At 42.2% G+C, this 21229-nt stretch carries 12 protein-coding genes; 10 read left to right on the top strand and 2 right to left on the bottom strand.

Annotation, left to right across the window (positions count from 1 at the left end):
- Nucleotides 1–79 precede the first annotated feature (79 nt).
- Both AB4140_RS06580 and AB4140_RS06575 read right to left on the bottom strand, forming a co-directional pair.
- A complete protein-coding gene (locus tag AB4140_RS06580) occupies nt 80–2740 on the bottom strand; it encodes an exo 1,3/1,4-beta-D-glucan glucohydrolase (RefSeq protein WP_372000278.1) in 2661 nt (886 codons plus the stop codon).
- A 76-nt stretch (nt 2741–2816) separates the two neighbouring features.
- On the bottom strand, nt 2817–4103 hold the full coding sequence (locus tag AB4140_RS06575) for a sugar MFS transporter (RefSeq protein ID WP_102476194.1): 1287 nt from the start codon (nt 4101–4103) through the stop codon (nt 2817–2819).
- A 283-nt stretch (nt 4104–4386) separates the two neighbouring features.
- Between AB4140_RS06575 and AB4140_RS06570 the strand changes: the two genes are divergently transcribed.
- The 10 genes from AB4140_RS06570 to AB4140_RS06525 all read left to right on the top strand — a co-directional run bounded on the left by AB4140_RS06570 (nt 4387) and on the right by AB4140_RS06525 (nt 21082).
- Nucleotides 4387–5718, top strand: coding sequence for a GH1 family beta-glucosidase (locus tag AB4140_RS06570; RefSeq protein WP_303446684.1), 1332 nt, complete (start codon nt 4387–4389; stop codon nt 5716–5718).
- 104 nt (nt 5719–5822) lie between these two features.
- Nucleotides 5823–7142 carry a glycoside-pentoside-hexuronide (GPH):cation symporter gene (locus AB4140_RS06565; protein WP_102439784.1) on the top strand — a complete coding sequence of 440 codons (1320 nt, stop codon included), beginning with the start codon at nt 5823–5825 and terminating at the stop codon, nt 7140–7142.
- Nucleotides 7143–7393: 251 nt separating this feature from the next.
- Entirely contained in the window at nt 7394–8398 is a 1005-nt protein-coding gene (locus AB4140_RS06560; protein ID WP_372000276.1) for a LacI family DNA-binding transcriptional regulator, read from the top strand.
- Nucleotides 8399–9116: 718 nt separating this feature from the next.
- On the top strand, nt 9117–12131 hold the full coding sequence (locus AB4140_RS06555; protein ID WP_372000274.1) for a TonB-dependent receptor: 3015 nt from the start codon (nt 9117–9119) through the stop codon (nt 12129–12131).
- Nucleotides 12132–12353: 222 nt separating this feature from the next.
- Complete coding sequence (locus AB4140_RS06550; RefSeq protein WP_102531446.1) at nt 12354–13979, top strand: tryptophan halogenase family protein; 1626 nt, start codon at nt 12354–12356, stop codon at nt 13977–13979.
- Between the two features lie 69 nt (nt 13980–14048).
- Complete coding sequence (locus AB4140_RS06545; protein ID WP_372000272.1) at nt 14049–14774, top strand: SapC family protein; 726 nt, start codon at nt 14049–14051, stop codon at nt 14772–14774.
- Between the two features lie 60 nt (nt 14775–14834).
- The gene (locus tag AB4140_RS06540; protein WP_372000270.1) at nt 14835–15887 is read left to right on the top strand and encodes a cupin-like domain-containing protein; all 1053 of its coding nucleotides are present in this window, start codon (nt 14835–14837) and stop codon (nt 15885–15887) included.
- Between the two features lie 82 nt (nt 15888–15969).
- Complete coding sequence (locus tag AB4140_RS06535; RefSeq protein WP_102439778.1) at nt 15970–17466, top strand: tryptophan halogenase family protein; 1497 nt, start codon at nt 15970–15972, stop codon at nt 17464–17466.
- Between the two features lie 45 nt (nt 17467–17511).
- Nucleotides 17512–18297 (top strand): DUF6445 family protein, encoded by a 786-nt coding sequence (locus AB4140_RS06530; protein ID WP_241900944.1) that lies wholly within the window; start codon nt 17512–17514, stop codon nt 18295–18297.
- A gap of 133 nt (nt 18298–18430) precedes the next feature.
- Nucleotides 18431–21082: a glycoside hydrolase family 3 C-terminal domain-containing protein gene (locus AB4140_RS06525; protein WP_372000268.1), complete on the top strand. Its 2652-nt coding sequence runs from the start codon at nt 18431–18433 to the stop codon at nt 21080–21082.
- Nucleotides 21083–21229 lie beyond the last annotated feature (147 nt).

The raw sequence follows: 21229 nt of genomic DNA, 5'->3' as shown, positions 1-21229 counted from the left end.
CCCGCTAAGAGGATCTTAGCGGGTTAACTCATTCAGGTTTGATAAATACTTAAACCCGAATGCCTACTGCCGCTAACGATTACTGCTCGTTAGTGGCACATGAAATAGTGGCTTGTTCAGCGCCATTTGGCACTATAACTAAATCACTAAAACTCACTTCTGCTGCGCCTATGGTTGACAGGTAAAACGGCGTATTGATTTTGCCAAAGTCCAGTTGCTGCTCTTTAAAACATTGCAAATCAACACTGATGGTTTGCCATGTATCAATGGCGACGCTATTAAGCTGCTCGGTAATATCAACATCAACGCGGCAATCTCTATCACATGCCATACCCAGTAATAATGGCTGCTCAAGTTTTTTAGCAGTTTTAATCATTACGCTCAGGGCGGCATTGCTATTCGAGTAAGCTCGTAAGTCCCGCGGGAAGTTACTAATTAACCCCACAAAGCCTAAACCTGAACCATTAAAACTAATTAAGCGGGCATCTTCTTGAACTTGCTTATCAAAGGTGCGTAGCGTAACCACATCATTAGACTGAATACTACTACTGACTGTATCCATTGACGTTTCTGTGCCTATCATCAAGCGCCAAGGTGCTTTTACAGCACGTTCAAATAATGGTAATGCTTCAAGCTTATCATCGGTAGCAAAGTTATCTTCAGATAAGGTGTTAGCGACCACATTACTCGGAACCTCAGTGTTGATGTCAGCGCCATAATGCAAGCCATAGCCATAGCCAAATAAAGGCGCGTAGTCTTTATCAAACACATTCACTTTGGTTTGTTGCGGGCGAGTCGGCCAAGAGAAAGACAATTTACCTGCAAAGTTTTCATTAACCTCGCCATTAGCTTGGCTCAATAACACTTGAGCCACCCCGTCACCTTCAGTACCAGGAAGCCAAGCTGCCACAAATGCATCAGATGCATTTAACTCAGCATTGACCCACATAGGACGGCCACTGATAAACACTGCTACCACAGGAATACCTTGGGCTTTAAGCGACTTTAGTAAGGCTAAATCACGTTTATCACCACGCTGATATTCAAGGTTATCAATATCACCATTGCCTTCGGCATAAGGCTCTTCACCAAATACCACAATCGCTACATCGGGCTTATTCGCAGCCTCAAATGCACCATCAACGCTTAACCAAGTTTGACCACCTGCAGCTTTAACCGTTTGCTCAATACCAGCATAAATTGAAGTTGCACCAGGAAAGTCTTCATTTAAGTTATCAGTACCCTGCCAAGTAATACTCCAGCCACCCGATTGCTTACCGATGTTATCTGCAGCATCACCTGCCACTAAGATTTTGGCACTAGGCGAAATAGGTAAAATGTTATTATTGTTTTTCAGCAACACTAACGATTCTCGTACAGCTTGTCTGGCAACGTCGCGATGCTCTTTGGCACCAATTAACTCAGTTTTACCTGAAATAGCACGATTAGCAGGGCTTGGTTTTTCAAATAACCCAGCGCGGATTTTTACCCGTAAAATACGGCGCACCGCATCATCGATACGAGATTGCGCAATCACACCGTTTTTGACTTGGGCAATGGTATTTTCATACAAAGGCTTCCAAGCACTGGTTGGCACCATGTACACATCTAAACCAGCATTGACGGCCTGTGCGCAAGACTCATTGGTGCAACCTGCCACTTGTCCGTGACCATTCCAGTCACCAACCACAAAACCATCAAAGCCCATTTTGTCTTTTAATACATCGTTTAATAGATATTTATCGCCATGAATTTTACTGCCATGCCAACTATTAAATGATGCCATAACCGTTTGTGCACCTGCAGTTAAGCCGCCCACATAACCTTGGGCATGAATGTCAAATAACGCTTGCTCAGTAGCTAGATTATCGCCTTGGTCAATGCCTTTTTCTGTGCCGCCATCGCCAAGAAAATGTTTTACGGTTGAAATAACATGTTGGTCTGATAAAAAGTCTTCGCCAACGGCGCCCTGCAGGCCTTCAACAATTGAATGAGAGTATGACTTTACGATTTGTGGGTCTTCAGAATAACCTTCATAAGTACGACCCCAGCGGTCATCCCTTACAACGGCCACTGTTGGCGCAAATACCCAATCAATACCAGTTACCATGACTTCTTTGGCGGTAATGGCAGCTATTTGCTTAATTAACTCAGGATTATTGGCTGCGCCTAAACCGATATTGTGCGGGAATAAAGTCGCGCCAATCACATTGTTATGGCCATGGACTGCATCTGTGCCCCACATAGTAGGTATCGCAATACCATCTACACTGTCATCCATCGAGGCTTGATACATTTTTTCAGCAAGTTCAATCCAGTCTGATGGCGTGGCATGTTTATCATCATTTGGATAAGCACCGCCGCCATTCAAATATGAGCCAAAACCGTATTTACGCATATCTTCCACAGTAATGTCGCGAATTTCAGGCTGGATCATTTGCGCGACTTTTTGCTCTAAGGTCATGGTCGCCATCAGCTTATCGATACGCGTTTCAAGGACAACATCTTTAGCAAATGGAATAGCAAGTGTTGGCCAAATATCAATATTGGTTGCCGCTGTTGCTTTTGTGATAGAAGCTTGTGCCACAGTTTCCGCTGCGCTAGTAACTTCGCTACTAGACTCTGTCGTTACGGGTTTGACTTCATCTTGACCACACGCACTTAAGCCAACCAACACCGCCAAAACCTGCGCGGGCAGCGTTAATCGCTTAAATGCATTCATTGGGTTTACAGGTTTCATAATCTAGCCTTTTAAATCGTTTTTTGATGTAATTTGTTTATGTAAGTTTTTTGATACAAATCATACAGTTCTAAAATCAAACGCTTTGTGGTCGCGTAGCCTTGCTACCCACTAAGCCGTAATAAGCAATAAATGCATAACAAATTAACGGCAATGCAAATGCTAATTGAATGCCTAAGCTGTCAGCCATAATGCCCTGCAGTAATGGCACTATCGCGCCGCCGACAATAGCCAGGCATAACACCCCTGAACCTTGGCTGGTATATTGCTTTAAATCTTGTAGCGCTAAACTAAAGATGGTTGGGAACATAATCGAGTTACATAAGCCCACTAATAATAAGGCCCACATCGCCGTGGTGCCTTCTGCAAACATGGCAACAGCGACTAATAGCACGGCACAAGTGGCATTAAAGGCCAGCACTTTGCCGGCTGAGATTTTTTGCATTACCAGTGCGCCAATAAAGCGACCCACCATTGCGCCGCCAAAATAATAGGCAATGTAGTTAGCCGCTTCAGCTTCAGTAAAGCCGCCAATATCTGGCTGAGTTAAAAAATTAATTAAAAAGCTGCCAATACCCACTTCTGCGCCGACATAAACAAAAATACCCACAGCCCCTAAGACTAAATGAGGATACTTCCAAGCACTGCCGCTACTTGTCCCTGGGGTATTTGTTGGTTTAATCCCTAACACTGGTAATTTTAAAATCATAAAGACAACCGCTAACACACATAAGGCGCCCGCTAACATCAAGTAAGGCACCTGAACGGTGCTGGCATGATGTACTGCTTCAATGGCAGGATCGCTGTTGTGAGTTAAGCTACTTAAAATTAACCAACTGCCAAAAAATGGCGCCACTGTGGTACCAAGAGAATTAAAAGCTTGAGTCATGGTTAAACGTGATGATGCGGTTTCAGCAGGACCTAAAGCACTGACATAAGGATTGGCTGCAACCTGTAAAATGGTAATGCCTGACGCTAACACAAAAAATGCGCTTAAAAACATCCAGTAAGATGCATAACTTGCTGAAGGGTAGAACATTAAACAACCAACACAAGCAATAGCTAAGCCGGTAACAATCCCTTTTTGATAACCAATTTTTCCCACCAAATGCCCTGCGGGAATTGAGACAATAAAATAGGCGCCGAAGAAACAAAACTGCACCAACATTGCTTGGGTGTAGTTAAGTTCGAACATATCTTTCAGGTAAGGAATAAGAATATCATTGAGGCAAGTTAAAAAGCCCCACATAAAAAATAATGACGTTAATGCCACCAGCGCAAAACGAAAATTTCCTGTTTGATGAACATTGCCAATATCACTATTGATTGGTTCAGCAACCCCATTTGAAGGTGCACTAGCCATAACATTTCCTCATTTATTGTTATTTATTTTGGGTAAATGACTATCAATTAAATTAACATTTTCATTGATAGGCACACCAAAGATTGTGTAAATCAATTATTGACCTTTTGTTAATTAATCACTAACCTCGATGTAAGCGCTTTCATTTTTAACATACCGATAACGAATGTCAACGATTTTTCGCAGTAAAAATCGGATTTTAAACTGCTAAGCACACTGAGACTCGCACTTTTAAGTCACTCTGACCTAAACACGCGAAAAACTTATTAAGCGAATGAAAAATATGAAAATATCTTTACCATCAAATTCAAAAATGCACACAAAAGAGTTCACTTTTGGGGTGGCAACCGCTTCTTTTCAAATTGAAGGCGCCGCCGATACCCGCCTCCCTTGCATATGGGATACCTTCTGTGCAACGGCCGGTAAGATTCGTGATGGTTCAGACGGGAAACACGCTTGTGAGCATGTGGCATTATTCAAAGATGATGTGCAATTAATCGAATCTTTAGGCGTTGATGCCTACCGATTATCAATTTCTTGGCCACGAGTCATTAAGCAAGATGGTAGCCTCAATCAACAAGGTGTCGACTTTTATATCAACTTAATTGATGAGTTAAATAGCCGCGGTATAAAGGTCTACGCCACCTTGTATCATTGGGACTTACCGCAGCATATTGAAGATCAAGGTGGCTGGCTCAATCGTCAAACCGCATACTTATTTGCAGACTACGCAGATAAAATCACCCAAGCTTTAGGTGACAAAGTCTATTCTTACGCCACCTTAAATGAACCTTTTTGCAGTTCATACTTAGGTTATGAAGTGGGTGTTCATGCCCCAGGGCTTGCCAGCAAAGCATTTGGCCGTCAATCAGCCCATCACTTATTACTGGCCCATGGCTTGGCTTTAAAGGTCATTCAACAAAATTGTCCTAATGCATTAAACGGTATCGTGCTTAATTTCACCCCTTGCTATCCATTAACTGACACTGATGCCGATATAAAAGCCGCTCAAACCGCCGATGATTATTTTAACCAGTGGTATATGAAGCCAATAATGGACGGTGAATACCCTGCAATTATTCATGATTTTGATGATGCAGATAAACCTGACATTCAAGCAGGTGACATGGAGATTATTAAGCAGCCACTGGACTTCTTAGGGATTAACTTTTATACCCGCGCAGTTTATAGCGCTTGTGATAAAAATGAATTTGTTCAAGTTGATATGAAAGATGCCCCTAAAACCGATATAGGCTGGGAGATCTACCCAAGTGCATTTACTGACTTACTGACTAGTTTAAATAGTACATATACATTACCGCCTGTTTATATCACTGAAAATGGTGCCGCCATGGACGATAAAATTGTTAATAACCAAGTTGATGATTTAGATCGTCTTGAGTATTACCAAGCTCACTTAAACGCTGTAAATGATGCCATTAACCAAGGCGTTAATGTCGTCGGTTATTTCGCTTGGAGTTTAATGGATAACTTTGAATGGGCTGAAGGCTATTTAAAACGTTTTGGAATCGTGTATGTTGATTATCAAACTCAGCAGCGCACCATTAAAAGAAGTGGCTTAGCTTATCGCGACTTTATCAGTCAACGTCAATAAAGACTGTGGGTTAACTTTGCACCACATCTAAGTTAACTAGAACAATATTTAAAGCCGATAACTAAAAACAGCACAACCATAATAATGACCCGGAAGAGGTTCGCATGATTAGCGTTAAAGAAAAAATAGCCTATGGATTAGGTGATACCGCCAGCAATATTGTGTTTCAGACCGTAATGCTATTTTTAACTTTTTTCTATACTGATATTTTTGGCATTTCACCGGCCTTTGTCGGCACCATGTTCCTAGCAGTTAGGGTAATTGATGCGATTACCGATCCTTTGATGGGCGCCTTAACCGACAGAACCAATACCCGCTGGGGTAAGTTTAGGCCTTACTTACTGTGGTTTGCGCTACCCTTTGGATTAATCAGTGTGCTGGCTTTTACGACACCTGATTTAGCTGAAGAAGGCAAAATGATCTATGCCTTCGTCACTTACACTGCGTTAATGATGGTCTACACCGCCATTAACATTCCCTATTGCGCTTTGGGCGGAGTGTTAACTGCCGATCCTAAAGAGCGTGTGTCAGTACAATCTTATCGTTTTGTTTTTGCCATGCTAGGCGGATTAATGGTGTCAGGATTGACGCTACCATTAGTTGAGTTTTTCGGCCAAGGCGATCAAGCCAAAGGTTATCAGCTGACCATTGCCGCCATGAGTTTTCTTGGCGTGATCATGTTCTTACTGTGTTTTGTCGGCACCAAAGAGCGCTTACATCCTCCGCAAGATCAAAATTCGACGTTTAAAGCAGATTTCAAAAACCTATTAAAAAATGACCAATGGCGCGTGCTTTCTGTGGCAGCAATTTGCTTATTATCTGGCATGGTTTTAAAAACCAGTTTAGCGATTTATTACGTCAAGTATTACCTCAACTTACCAGACATGATCACCTGGTTTATTACTTTAGGCATGATTGGAAATATTTTCGGCTGTATTTTGGCGCAACCACTCGCTAAAAGAGTGTGTAAAGTAAAAGCCTATATCACCATTCAACTCATTGCCGCCATTTTATGCGTCGCCGCGTATTTTGTCTCAAGTGAGCAAGTGGAACTCGCCTTTGCGCTTTATATTCTATGGGGCTTTACCTTTAATATGGGTACCCCGCTACTATGGGCCAAAATGGCTGATGCGGTTGATTATGGCCAATTCAAAACTGGGGTAAGAATTACCGGGATGATTTATTCATCGGTTATTTTCTTCATCAAATTAGGGGTGGCAATTGGCGGTGCTGCTGCGGGTTGGTTACTGGCAATGTATGGCTATCAAGCTGATACTGAGTTAACTGAAACCACTAAACAGGGCATTTTAATTTCATTTACCTTATACCCTGCTATTGGCTCAATTATCGTGGCTGTGGTTATGCGCTGGTACACTCTTGATAATCAGGAAGTTGAAAGAGTGCATTTAGCCATCACTAAATAAATAGCTAAATAAGAAGTAGTTAACTAATTAGCTACTTCGAGATATTGAATATCGTTAACTGCTTCTCGATAATGATGAATACAAATATCAATATAAAATCCGTATTGCTGAAGGTTTAAGGCTTTATTGCCACATAAAATAAAGAATTAAGCACTAAGTGAAGGTTTTTTTAGTGATTATGCTAAATAGTTCATGGTAGGCTAATCGCCGCTTAAATGATTATCTAATACGGAAAGCTTAAATAGGGATATATGGCAACAATATATGATGTATCTGTCTTGGCGGGTGTTTCACTTGCGACTGTGTCGCGAGTGATGAATAACAACACCAAAGTCAGCGACAAGACCAAACAAAAAGTATTAAGCGCAATGGAGCAATTGGGTTATCGACCTAACTCTATCGCACAGTCACTAGCATCTAACCGCTCAAACAGTATTGGGGTGTTAGTGTCTCAATTAGATGGCCCCTATTACGGCCCTATGATGACCGAAATTGAAACAGCCCTCAGAACGGCCAATAAACACGTTATTATTGCCGCTGGTCATAGTGTCGAATCCCAAGAAAAAGAAGGCGTTGAGTTTTTAATGAGTCGCGGTTGTGATGCGTTAATTCTTGATGTTGAAGCTGTAGACGATGACTACCTTATAAAGCTTTGCCAAGGCCCAACGCCCATTGTATTAATTAACCGCTACATTGAAGAAATCAGTGATGCCTGCGTTTACTTAGATAATGAACTGGGTGGCTATTTAGCCACTAAACACATTATCAGCCATGGACATAAAGCTATTGCTTATATCTCAGGCCCTAAATTTAAACTCGATGCCAAGGACCGATTGCGTGGCCATCAACGGGCATTAACAGAATTTGATCTCAAGTTTGATGAGCAATTGTGCTTTGAGGGTGACTTTAAAGAGCACAGTGGCAGTTTGGCGATGGAACACTTACTTAGCGTCAATAAACCCTTTACTGCTGTGGTATGTGCCAATGACCAAATGGCCTCTGGTGCTATTGCTGTTTGTCTTGAACGCGGCATGAAGATCCCCCAAGACTTATCTTTTGTGGGTTACGATAATATTCCTTTCCCGCAATATATCTCCCCGAAGCTCACCACGGTTAATAACCCAATCCACGAAATGGGTAAAATGGCGGCATTTTGGGTATTAAAACATGTTTATAATAATACCAGCGCCAATGTAGAAAATACCTTTACTCCTCAGCTGGTGGTTAGAAACTCTGCGACAGCGCCAATCAAATAGATGATAACTAAAGCACTGCATATTAATTGTTATCAGTGGTGATTTAGCCACTGATACAACTGGGTTATAACCCTCCTAGTACCCGCACACGCTAATCTTTTAAACCTATAAGTCAGCAATCCTCAATAGTAAGCTCATTAATCGTCAGCCCTATCGCTAATGCTGCCTGCCAAATACCGTTTTTATCGCTGCAATTGCGGCATTTTTTGAGCTTTTTAATTATCAATCTAGATTACTCTTTTTACTCTCTAACAGCCTAATTAACTGATAAAAATCCCCCCTAAAGCCAAGCTAAACACTGTTCACTAAAGCTGCAATTGTACGTTTTTAAGAATCAGCTTCCATTTATGGCAATAAACAGCTCCCCAAGCACATATTTTTACAAATTTATGTAAGCGCTATCACAAAAAATATTTTTATCTAACTATTTTAAAAAAGCAATAGAAACACAATTTACCAGATTAATAACAATAACTTACTGGAAACCCCTAACATTTTCACAAAAAAACACGGTTAATGATTTGTAATCTTTATGCTAAATAATGTTGACGCTGTTAACAAATTGATCTAGTTTTATGTAAGCGCTTACATAGTGTTTTACACAAAGCCTTAACCAAGCGCTAACAAAATGATGAATAAAGAACGTTACGAATTAATCGTAACCCGAATAAAAAATCAGAGAGTAGTAGCCTGAATTCGAAGTCGAGGGGAGACTTAGATGAAACCTAGAACATTTAGAAAAACCAGAATTGCCACTAGCTTGTCGGTAGTACTGAGCGCAAGTACCATGATGCCAGCATTTGCAGCAGATGAAGTTGTTGCCGATGAAAACATCGAAGTACTTAAGGTCACTGGTATCCGTGGTAGCTTAATTAAATCGATGGATTTAAAACGCAGCTCTAACGGTGTTGTTGATGCAATTAACGCAGAAGATATTGGTAAGTTCCCGGACAGTAACTTAGCAGAGTCTTTACAACGTATTACTGGTGTATCAATTGACAGACAAAACGGTGAAGGTAGCCGTGTTTCTGTGCGTGGTTTTGGTGCAGATCAAAACTTAGTCATGCTTAATGGCCGTCAAATGCCTGTGACTACCGGTTCTCGTTCATTCGACTTTGCCAACATTGCTTCTGAAGCCATTAGCGCAGTTGAAGTTGAAAAAACCAGCCAAGCTAAAAACTCTACTGGTGGTATTGGCGCAACCATTAATGTTCTAACTCATCGCCCGTTAAGCTCTCCTGGTCTAAAAGCCAGTTTTGGTGTTAAGGCTGTTGATGATACCTCTACTGATAATGGTTCTATCACGCCTGAACTTTCTGGTATTTATTCAAATACCTTTGCTGATGGTAAATTCGGTGTTGCTATATCAGCCAGTTATCAAGAACGTGAAAGTGGTAACCAGCAAGCCCAAGTGGGTACCGGCTGGCGCAGTTTCCCAGGCTTTGCTGACCAAGATCCAACTCCTGGTGGTACTGGTGAATGGGGTGGCATACCAAAAGATGACAATCAAATAAACCGACCTAGTGACAGTGATATTTACTCAGTACCTCAAACCACGGTTTACCGGTTCGAAGAGCAACAACGTGCTCGTACCAATGGTCAGTTAGTACTTCAGTACGAACCAATCGACTCTTTGCGTGCAACGTTAGATTACACTTACATGCAAAACGACATCGATACTCAATCACATGATGTATCAGCATGGTTTAACTTTGTACCAACACAAGAAAGTACTTGGTCTGATGGCCCAGTATCTTCACCACTGGTTTATTCTGAAATCTATCCTGATGGCGGCGCCGATTTATCAATGGCGGCTGGCGATTTTGGTACCCGTGATGAAAGCAATTCAATCGGCTTTAATTTAGAGTGGGATGCAACTGATAATCTATTCTTATCACTGGATTACCATAGCTCTGATGCTGAGCGTTCTCCCAATAGCAAATATGGTAGTAACAGTAACGTCAGTACCGCAGCATTTATTCGTACCAGTGCAGCAACTGACTTTACTGGTGATGTACCTGTACTTGCTGTCGGCGGCGGTAACCAAGTTCGCCCAGAAGACATGCGCGTAACCGGTTCTGTATTTGGTAATGCTCGAAATAAATCAGAAATTGATCAGTTACAAATCAACGGTACTTACATCTTTGAAGAAGCCGGTAGCATTGACTTTGGTATTGCAGCAACTGACGTAAACAACCATTCGCAATCCGTAAACGTACAACGTAATGACTGGGGCGGTGTGGGTAGTGCTGGAGACTTAGATGCTGAATGGTTCCCTGCTGGTAGCGTACAAGATAAATTTGATGGCTCACAAGGTGACTTCTCAGATTATCAAGGTTCAGCATCTATTGACCCGCAAGATGTGATTTTCCTATGGGACTTCGATTCTGTAGTAGCTCGTGCTGCTGAACTATACGGTTCAACCGCTATTGGTGATTGTGGTAATGGTTTCTGCCCTTCAACGGATTACACTACAGACCGCTTCACTGAAGAAAAGTCCCAATCAGCTTATGTTCAGTATAACTATGAAGGTGATATTGGCGATATGCCATTTGATGTGCACGTGGGTGTGCGTTATGAGCAAACAGATGTTGAATCAACCTCTAGAGTATTAACCTATGACCAAGCAACTTGGATCGCAGAAACAGAAATCGCTTTACAAAGTACAGTAAGCGATAACAGCGCTTTCCAAACACAAACGGGTGAATACGATTACTTCTTACCCAGCTTTAATTTCAACATTGAAGTGGTAGAAGATGTCATGCTGCGTGCGGCATACAGCGAAACCATTGGTCGTCCTGATTACACCTCGATCCAAGGTGGCACAAGTGTTAATACACTAGCTAACCGTGGTGGCGGTAGTGGTGATACAGGTAACCCAAGTTTATTACCGTTAGAGTCTGAAAATATCGATTTTTCTGCTGAATGGTATTACGACAATGCCAGTTATGTCTCGGTAGGTTACTTCCGTAAAGATGTCACTAACTTTATTTCATCTAACCCTGTTAACACCAACCTATATAACATTGCAGATCCATCAAATGGTGTTTATGTTCAAGAAGCGATTGCAGCAGGTCAAGTGACAGCAGTTGACCAGCGTCAGTGGATTTATGATAACTACGGTGCCACTGACCAAAATGTTACAATGAACCCTGATAACGACAATATTGAAATCACTGGTAACCCAGGCGACCCTGATTTGAATTTTGTTATTAACACCCCTTCAAACAGTAACGGTAGCTCAGTAATCGATGGTTGGGAATTTGCAGTACAGCACTTCTTTGGTGAGTCAGGCTTTGGTTTACAAGCTAACTACACCTTGGTTAATGCGGGTGATGATTTTGATAATAGCAACTTGGGTCGTCCAGATAGTGCTATGCGCGCTGCTGATGCTGGACAAAATGTATTAACCAACATCAGTGATACTGCCAACATTGTTGCTATGTATGAAGACTATGGTTTCTCAGCACGTTTAGCGTGGAACTGGCGTGATGAGTTCTTAAACTCTACCGGCAATGATACTGGTGCTAACCCCACTTATACTGAAGAATACTCACAACTTGATTTTAATATCGGTTATGACATTGCGGCAGTAGAAGGCTTAACCGTGTTCTTCGAAGGTCTTAATATTACCAACGAAAACACCCGTACCCATGGTCGTTCGTACACAGAAGTACTTAACTACACCCAAACTGGGGCACGTTATAGCTTAGGTGCGCGTTACACATTCTAATGTGTATGTAAATCTATCAAAAAGTAAGGTCGTTTGAGGTGACCCCATGGTCACCTCTTTTTTTAAGCTACATCCATTAGCAACAAGGACGTTGCACTTTTTTATCAAACTACTGAATACAGATTTCACTAACTATCCCTTGTAAGTGACTGAAAATTATTCGATGCTGTTTAAGTTAACAACTAAGCCTTAAAGATATTAATAAAAACAATAGGCCCTTTTATGGAACAAGCGATAAATCATATAGTCATTGTCGGTGGCGGCACTGCAGGTTGGATTACAGCAGGTATTCTGGCTGCTGAACATAATGCTGATAATGGCAAACTATCGCCCTCTCCCAAGCTCAACATTACCCTGATAGAATCCCCTGATGTTGCCACGATTGGCGTTGGCGAAGGCACTTGGCCTTCAATGCGCACCACCTTAAAAAAAATCGGTATCAGTGAAACAGAATTTTTAATCAGTTGCGATGCCAGCTTCAAGCAAGGTTCACGGTTTATTAATTGGACCCATTCGCTGACTGAAAACCACAGCAATAACCCAAACAATAGTCCAAGCAATAGTCCAAGCAATAAAAGCAGCGATCATTATCTACACCCGTTTAGCCTGCCGATGGGCACTAACGAAATTGATTTATGCCCCTATTGGTTACCCCACCGTGACCAAGTCAGCTTTGCTGATGCTGTCGGTCAGCAAAACCAACTGAGTCAGCTATTTTTAGCGCCTAAGCAAATAACCACTGCTGAGTATCAATTTCAAAATAATTACGGTTACCATTTAAACGCTGGTAAATTTAGTCAACTGCTACAAAAGCATTGCACTGAAAAACTCGGCGTCAGCCATATACGCGATCACGTCACGGCTATTCATAAAAAAGACAACGGCGACATTGGCTATTTAGCCACTAAACACTCAGGTGAAATTGCAGCTGACTTATTTGTTGATTGCACTGGGGTGAAATCATTACTTTTGGGCGAGCAACTTGAAGTGCCATTCATTTGCCAAAAGGCAGTGTTATTTAATGACTCAGCCCTAGCGGTACAAGTCCCCTACCCTGAGCCTGAAACAGATATCGCTTCATGTACCCATTCAACCGCGCAAACTAATGGCTGGATTTGGGATATCGGCTTACCCACACGCCGCGGTGTTGGACATGTGTACTCGTCGAGTCATACAACGCAAGCTGAGGCGGAGCAACAACTGATCGATTATCTAAAACCGACCGCGGGGTTAGATGTTGATAATCTCAACATTAGAGCGCTTTCCATCGCCCCAGGTCATAGGCAGGTGTGCTGGAAAAACAACTGTATGGCTATTGGTATGGCTTCAGGCTTTATTGAGCCCTTAGAGGCATCGGCATTAGCCTTAGTTGAATGGAGCGCTAATACCCTTGCGCAGCAACTCCCTGCTAACCGTCAGGTGATGGATATTGTATCGGCTAGAGTGAATAAGCGTTTTCAGCAACATTGGCAACAAATTATCGAGTTTTTGAAATTGCATTATGTGCTGAGTAAACGCAGTGACAGTGACTATTGGCATGATCATCGTGAATCATCCACCATTCCTGATAGCTTGCAAGAGCAGTTACAACTATGGCAGACCCAGCCTCCAAGCCGTCATGACATTCAACATACTGATGTGCTGTTTCCGGCTGCGAGCTTTCAATTTGTGCTTTACGGAATGGGCTTTGAAACACAAATGCCAAACCAATTAAAACCTTCTTTACAAAATAGAGCTCAGCAATTATTTGCCGACAATATCAAACGTACCCAAGGTTTAAAGCAAGTATTACCGAGTAATCGAGAATTACTTAATAAAATCCAACAATATGGGTTATCTCGTATTTAGCACCCAACCCATTGATAAATTATAACGACAACATAAACAGCAATGACTGTACTTGATTAGGATGTCAGCATGAACAAACCAGTATTACTCAATAGCGTCGACCACAAAGATTTGAAAATCATCACTGAGCGCTCAGCAAAGTACGGTGATAATTTATGGTACACGGTAACTTTCCCGTTAGAATTTCGCAGTGTGCAGGCTAATTATCCGATCTTTTTTCAAAAAGACAGCCAAACGGGTCAATTCTATTCGGTGGCGTTATTTGGCTTCCAACACAAAGAAAACCTGTTCTTACAAGATGGTAAATGGAATGCATCATATATCCCACTAACCGTGCGACGTCAGCCATTTCTAATTGGTCAACAAACAGTGACTGAAGATGGCGTTGAGCAGGTTCAACGAGTGATCCACCTCGATCCTAACCACCCTCGAATCAACGAAACTGAAGGCGAAGCCTTATTCTTCCCTTATGGTGGTAATACCCCCTATTTAGATGAAGTCGGCGATATGCTTGAAGCGATTCACCATGGTTTAAGTGACAGTAAAAAGTTCATCGACACTTTAATCAAACTTGAATTACTTGAGTCATTCACCCTAGATGTACAATTAGATAACGGTGAAAAGCATCAAATGATCGGCTTTTATACCATTAACGAAGACACCTTAGCGGCCTTATCAGCTGAAACCCTTGGTGAGTTACATCAACATGGTTACCTCAATGCTATCTACATGGCGCTTGCATCCCAATCTAATATCAGACAGTTACTTAATTTTAAAAATGCTCAAAATGGCTAAATCTGATTGACTTAGATTTATAGAAAAATTAAGTACTCGATGAGATGTAAGGTAATGAGCATGGCACTAAATCAGGAACTAAATCAGACAGCAAAGCAGACGGTAAAAGTCATAGATGATTGTCCATTAGAAGATATTCAAGCTGTGATTGAGGCAATGAATATTGAAAACACCGTTCAGCCCGTTATCTTTAAAGGTGCTTGCCGCCATTGGCCGCTGGTTCAGGCAGGTTTAGATTCTGCTAAATCAGCCGCTGACTACCTGTTGTCTTTTTATCAAGAAACGCCGGTTACTGCCTATTATGTTGCGCCTGAACATAAAGGCAGAGTTTTTTATAATGAGCAGGTCAATGGCTTTAATTACCAAGCCAGCCAACTCAACTTAAGACAAGTGATTGATAAGTTATTTGCCCACCAAGATGATCAATTGCCGCCAAGTATTTATATGGGCTCCACCGAGATAAACCATTTTTTGCCCGGACTTGCGGCTGAAAATAGCGTTAATATCGACCCCATAAAACCACTCACCAGTGTCTGGCTTGGTAATCAATCTCGCATCGCTGCCCACTTTGATTTTCCACAAAACCTCGCTTGTAATGTTGTCGGAAAACGCACCTTTACTCTTTTCCCACCTGAACAGGTGGCCAATTTATATATTGGCCCGATGGAGTTTGCCCCCGGCGGACAAGAAATTAGCATGGTGGACTTCGATAATCCTGACTTTGAGCGTTTCCCTAAATTTACCCACGCATTAGCGGCCTCACAAACCGCTGAATTAGAAGCTGGTGACGTACTCTATGTTCCAAGTATGTGGTGGCACCATGTGGCGGGTAATCAAGCCTTTAATGTGCTTATTACCCACTGGTGGCGTGACAGTCCAGGTTATTTAGGTAGACCCAATAATGCCCTAGCCTTGGCGATGCTGAGTTTACGCTCATTACCAAAAGCGCAGCGCCAAGCATGGAAAGCCATGTTTGAGCATTATGTTTTTGACCATGATGACGACGATGTAGCGCACATCCCTAAAGAGGCTCAAGGGATGCAAACCAAACCGCTAGATGAGCTCAATGCACGTAAATTAAGAGCTGATTTAATCAATAAATTAAAACGCTAACCGCTTTTGCCAAGCAACTTATTTTAGCAAATACGTCTTTAATATCATGATATTACAAGAAAATATAGTTTAAGGAATGCCAATGAACATACCAAATAAACCCATTAAAAAGGTCGTCATCGCCGGTGGCGGCACCGCAGGTTGGATGACAGCGGCGGCATTAACTAAGTTATTAGGTAAAAACCTTGAAGTAGTATTAGTTGAGTCTGATGAAATCGGTACTGTGGGTGTCGGTGAAGCAACCATCCCAACACTGCATATTTTTCATCGCTTATTAGGCATTAAAGAACAAGATGTCATGGCGGCCACCAATGCTACCTTTAAACTGGGCATTTCTTTTGAAAACTGGCATGACGTCGGCAAAGATTATATTCACTCATTTGGTTTTTTAGGCAAAGATTGCTGGGCTTGTGGCTTTCAACATTTTTGGCTTAAGGGTCAGCAACGTGGGCTAGTCAGTGAAATTGGTGATTATTGCACCGAACATTTGGCCGCCCGCGAAGGTCGATTTGCCGTGTTACCTAATCAAGATTACAACCATGCCTATCATATGGATGCCAGCTTATACGCCAAGTTCTTGCGGGTTATTGCAGAGCAGCACGGTATTAAGCGTATTGAAGGCAAAATATCAGCGGTACAGCAGCACCATGATAATGGCCATATCAGCGCGTTAACACTGATGTCAGGTGAAGTGATTGAAGGTGACTTATTCATTGATTGTACCGGCTTTAAGGCCTTATTAATCGAGCAAACCCTTAATGCAGGTTTTGATGACTGGAGCCATTGGTTACCTTGTGATAGCGCCATTGCGGTGCAAACAAAAACCACCAGCAAGCCCATTCCCTATACTCGTTCAATTGCCCGAGAATCCGGCTGGCAGTGGCGCATTCCGCTACAAAGCCGCACTGGCAACGGTATTGTGTTTTGCAGTAAATACATCAGTGATGATGAAGCTAAAGCCACCTTAATGGAAAACATTGAAGGTGAACCATTAACTGAACCACGAGTGATAAAGTTCCGCACCGGTAGTCGCCGTAAAACCTGGGATAAAAACTGTGTCGCTATTGGTCTTTCTTCTGGCTTTTTAGAGCCTCTAGAGTCCACCAGCATTCATTTAATTCAGCGCGGTATTGTACGTTTACTGCAAATGTTCCCTTCACAAGGCATTGTTGAAGAAGATATCAATGAGTTTAACCAACAGACTCGCACAGAAACCGAGAATATTCGTGACTTCATTATCTTGCATTATAAAGTCACTGACAGAGTCGATACACGTTTTTGGCGTCATTGTAAGAGCATGGACGTACCTGCCTCATTGCAACATCGTATCGATATGTTTGATGCTTCAGGTAAAGTCTACAAACACGGTAATGAGTTATTTGGTGAAAGCTCTTGGATACAAGTAATGATGGGCCAAGGTCTAGCGCCGAAACAATATCACCCGATAGTGGATATGATGGAAGATGCAGAACTTGAAAGCTTCTTAGGCAATATCAAAGCAAAAGTGAAACACAAAGTGGCTAATTTGCCTGATCATTATGAGTTTGTGCAGCATTACTGCAAATCAAAAATGCTTTAACTCATTCTAATCGCTTGATAGGTATAGATAACGGATCCGCATATTATGGTCGATGTAACATCAGCAGCACCTAAGTCAGATAAACATATGCCAGATAAACATAAGCCGGCTGGCAGCAATAACTTAAATGCTATGGTGCTGGTCAAAAAGCCCATCAAGCCACAAGTGGTTTATATCGGTGAGTTAAAAACACCGGTGATTGTGATTGATGACTTTACTGCTGATGTATCTGAACTTCAGGCCTGTGCCAGTCAAATCGATTTCAATCTCGATATGGGGTCTTACTACCCTGGTGTGCGGGCAAAATTACCTAAAGACTATGTTATTGAAGTGCTTAATCATATATTCCAGCTAATTTATGATGTGTACAAGGTGCCAACCAATTTACGAATTAAGCCTCAAGCGACCTATTTTTCGTTAATTAACCGTCAGCCAGAAAGCTTAACCACCTTGCAGCGGATCCCCCACTTTGATACCCCTGCGCCCTACTATTTTGCCATTTTACAATATTTGAACGACCAGCCCCACGGCGCCACGGCGTTTTTTAAACATAAACCCAGTGGTTTTGAACGTATTACTCAACAAAACATGCAGCAATATTTTAATGCTGCCGAGCCCTATTTACAGCAAATAGCCCCTAAACCTGCCAAGTATTTTGTTGAAAGTAACGCCTATTATCAGCAACATCATCAAATTGAATACAAGCAACACCGTTTGGTGATTTACCCCGGTAACCTATTACACTCGACCTTGGTAAACCTTGATACTGACATTGACAGTAATCCTGATACTGGTCGGCTAACCGCCAATATTTTTATCAATATTGAATAATATCTACAGTAATTATCCGCCAAGTCAGTGATTGAACAAGCCGTATGCCTTAATACCTAACAAACTAACATTGTACAAACGAGTACATGACTAAAACATTAATAGCAAAAGCCAATCCAGCAAGGAGCCTGTGATGACACCGAAAACACCAACAGCTATGAAAGGGCTTACAAAAAAGGTTCAGCTAGCGTTAACACTTACTGCGGCTGCAACAAGCCTTATCAGTGTTTCAACAAATGTTGTTGCATCTTCGGTGAATGCCTCATCACAGTCTCAAGCTTCATCACAAACTCATGCCTTATCGGTTTTATCAATAAGTGAACAACAACGCTTACAACATCGTTTGTCCAATGTAGAAGCTGAAATTGAGCGCCTTTTACCGCAGCTTACTTTAGAAGAAAAAGTTTCACTGGTGCACGCTGGCGGTAAATTTCATATCCCTGCTATTGAGCGATTAAATATTCATGAAATGTGGATGTCAGATGGCCCCCATGGCGTCCGTTATGAAATCGACCGAAACTCATGGGCGCCTGCTGGCTGGACCAATGACTACTCCACTTACTTGCCGCCATTAACCGCTGTTGCAGCAAGTTGGGACCCGCACATGGCAAGCTTACACGGCAATGTTTTAGGCGCCGAAGCCCGTCATCGCAACAAAGATTTAATCCTCGGCCCTGGGGTTAATTTAGCCCGTTTACCTTTGTATGGGCGTAACTTTGAATACATGGGTGAAGACCCCTTTTTGGCAGCCGCACTAGTAGTGCCAACCGTTAAAGCCATTCAAGCCAATGATGTAGGCGCCACTGCCAAGCATTATGCCCTTAACACGCAAGAGTTAAACCGCACAGGCGTTAACGCCATACCCGATGAGCGTACCTTACGAGAAGTGTATTTACCGGCATTTGAAGCCGCAGTAAAGCTCGCTAATGTGCACGCGATTATGGGCGCTTATAATGAATTTCGTGGTACTAATGCTAATCAAAGTAAGCATCTCATTAAAACCATTTTAAAAGGTGAATGGGGCTACGAAGGCGTGCTTCTCACAGATTGGAATGTTGATATCAATACCTATGACGCCGCCATGAATGGCCTTGATATCGAAATGGGTACTGACGTAGCCAGTTACGATGAATACTTTTTAGCAAAGCCGCTATTAGAGATGATCAAAGCGGGCAAAGTGCCTGAGGCTGAATTAGACGATAAGGTTCGCCGTATTCTAAGAGTTCAGCTCAGTATCGGTATGATGGATAAACAACGTTTATCAGGCGAGCGCAATACCCAGGCCCATCGTGATGATGCAAGAACCATTGCCACCAACGGTGTTGTCCTATTAAAGAATGATAATCGCGTATTGCCACTGGATAGCAACAAGGTAACAAACATTCTGGTTTTAGGCCCTAATGCCGATAAGCGTCATGGTTTCGGTGGTGGCTCATCAGAAGTCAAAGCCCTATATGAAATAAGCCCACTTGATGGTCTTAAAGCTAAGTTTGAGCAAGCAGGAAGCAAGGTAAAGATTGAACATATGCGCCCTGCCAGTAGTCAATTTATGCCCATTCCCAATGATTACCTCACCACACGACATTGGACTGGCACGCCGTCATGGCAGATTAATTACTTTACCGATACCAAGATGGAGCAATTAAGCAGTGAATCATGGATTGCAGACCCACAGTTTGATTCCAAGGGCAAAGCGCAAATCATCGAAATCAAAGCTAACATTAAGCCAATGGAAACGGGCAACCATACCTTAAAGATTAAAGGTAGCGGCACAGTATCGTTAACCATTAATGATAACCGCTTAGTCAGCAGTACTCAGGTCACTGATGCAAAAGTGTTAAGCCAAGATATCAAGCTAACCGCAGATGAAACCTATGCATTTAGCCTAACTTATCAAGGTGATGAAACCGTCACTTTAGGCTGGGAAACACCTAACAACTTATATAACACAGAAAAAGAATATCTCGCCGCAGCGAAAAACGCTGATGCAGTAGTTTATTTTGGTGGTTTGAGCCATGCTGATGATCGTGAATCTATTGATCGCCCTGATATGAAGTTGCCAGGTCAACAAGATGAAATTATCGCTAAGCTATTAACAGCTAACCCAAATACCGTGGTATTTATGATTGGAGGCTCAGCGGTAGAAATGCCATGGGCAGATGATGCCAATGCTGTGTTATGGGGCTGGTATGGCGGTATGGAAGCTGGACATGCTTACGCTGACATCCTATTTGGTGATGAAACCCCCAGCGGAAAGATGCCGATAACATTACCGAAAAAACTCGCTGATACCGCGCCAATTGCCCTAAATGATTATAACGAAAAGGAATCACGTTATAGCGAAGGTGTATTTATTGGTTATCGCTGGTTCGAGCAACAAAATATCACCCCACAATTTCCTTTTGGCCACGGTCTATCCTATAGCGATTTCACCTACTCAGACATTCAACTTTCAACTGATAATATCAAAGCTGATGACACGATTACTGTTACTGCAACAATAACCAATAGCAGTAACATCGCTGGCGCTGAAGTGACTCAGTTATATTTGCATGATCTTAACGCCAGTGTCCCGCGACCTGCCAAAGAGTTAAAAGGCTTTAATAAAGTGTGGCTCAACGCCGGTGAAAGCAAACAAGTGAGTTTCAACTTAACCACACGAGACTTATCTTTTTGGGATGTAAAATCCAATGATTGGCTCGCTGAAACCGGTGAATTTGAAGTGATGATTGGCGCGTCTGTCGCTGATATAAAGTTGCGTAAAAAGTTTACCTACACGCAGTAGCAAGCTGAATTAAATAACGACAACTGATAGATATAAAGGGTGAGCAAATAGTTATATATAGTAACTTAAAGAGTGTATATTGTGTATTAAGGCAGAGAAATCTGCCTTTTTATTGCTACATACACAGCATAGGACTATAGTGTATTA

Origin of the sequence: Shewanella sp. 10N.286.51.B2 (assembly GCF_041469265.1) — a bacterium.
Taxonomy (GTDB): domain Bacteria; phylum Pseudomonadota; class Gammaproteobacteria; order Enterobacterales; family Shewanellaceae; genus Shewanella.
The sequence above is the reverse complement of the archived record's forward strand: the minus strand, read 5'-3'. Positions and strand labels throughout refer to the sequence as shown.

Bases quoted from the DNA above. Each gene is read 5' to 3' on its own strand.
- AB4140_RS06580 (WP_372000278.1), bottom strand. From the start codon at position 2,740: ATGAAACCTGTAAACCCAATGAATGCATTTAAGCGATTAACGCTGCCC.
- AB4140_RS06575 (WP_102476194.1), bottom strand. From the start codon at position 4,103: ATGGCTAGTGCACCTTCAAATGGGGTTGCTGAACCAATCAATAGTGAT.
- AB4140_RS06570 (WP_303446684.1), top strand. From the start codon at position 4,387: ATGAAAATATCTTTACCATCAAATTCAAAAATGCACACAAAAGAGTTC.
- AB4140_RS06565 (WP_102439784.1), top strand. From the start codon at position 5,823: ATGATTAGCGTTAAAGAAAAAATAGCCTATGGATTAGGTGATACCGCC.
- AB4140_RS06560 (WP_372000276.1), top strand. From the start codon at position 7,394: ATGGCAACAATATATGATGTATCTGTCTTGGCGGGTGTTTCACTTGCG.
- AB4140_RS06555 (WP_372000274.1), top strand. From the start codon at position 9,117: ATGAAACCTAGAACATTTAGAAAAACCAGAATTGCCACTAGCTTGTCG.
- AB4140_RS06550 (WP_102531446.1), top strand. From the start codon at position 12,354: ATGGAACAAGCGATAAATCATATAGTCATTGTCGGTGGCGGCACTGCA.
- AB4140_RS06545 (WP_372000272.1), top strand. From the start codon at position 14,049: ATGAACAAACCAGTATTACTCAATAGCGTCGACCACAAAGATTTGAAA.
- AB4140_RS06540 (WP_372000270.1), top strand. From the start codon at position 14,835: ATGGCACTAAATCAGGAACTAAATCAGACAGCAAAGCAGACGGTAAAA.
- AB4140_RS06535 (WP_102439778.1), top strand. From the start codon at position 15,970: ATGAACATACCAAATAAACCCATTAAAAAGGTCGTCATCGCCGGTGGC.
- AB4140_RS06530 (WP_241900944.1), top strand. From the start codon at position 17,512: ATGGTCGATGTAACATCAGCAGCACCTAAGTCAGATAAACATATGCCA.
- AB4140_RS06525 (WP_372000268.1), top strand. From the start codon at position 18,431: ATGACACCGAAAACACCAACAGCTATGAAAGGGCTTACAAAAAAGGTT.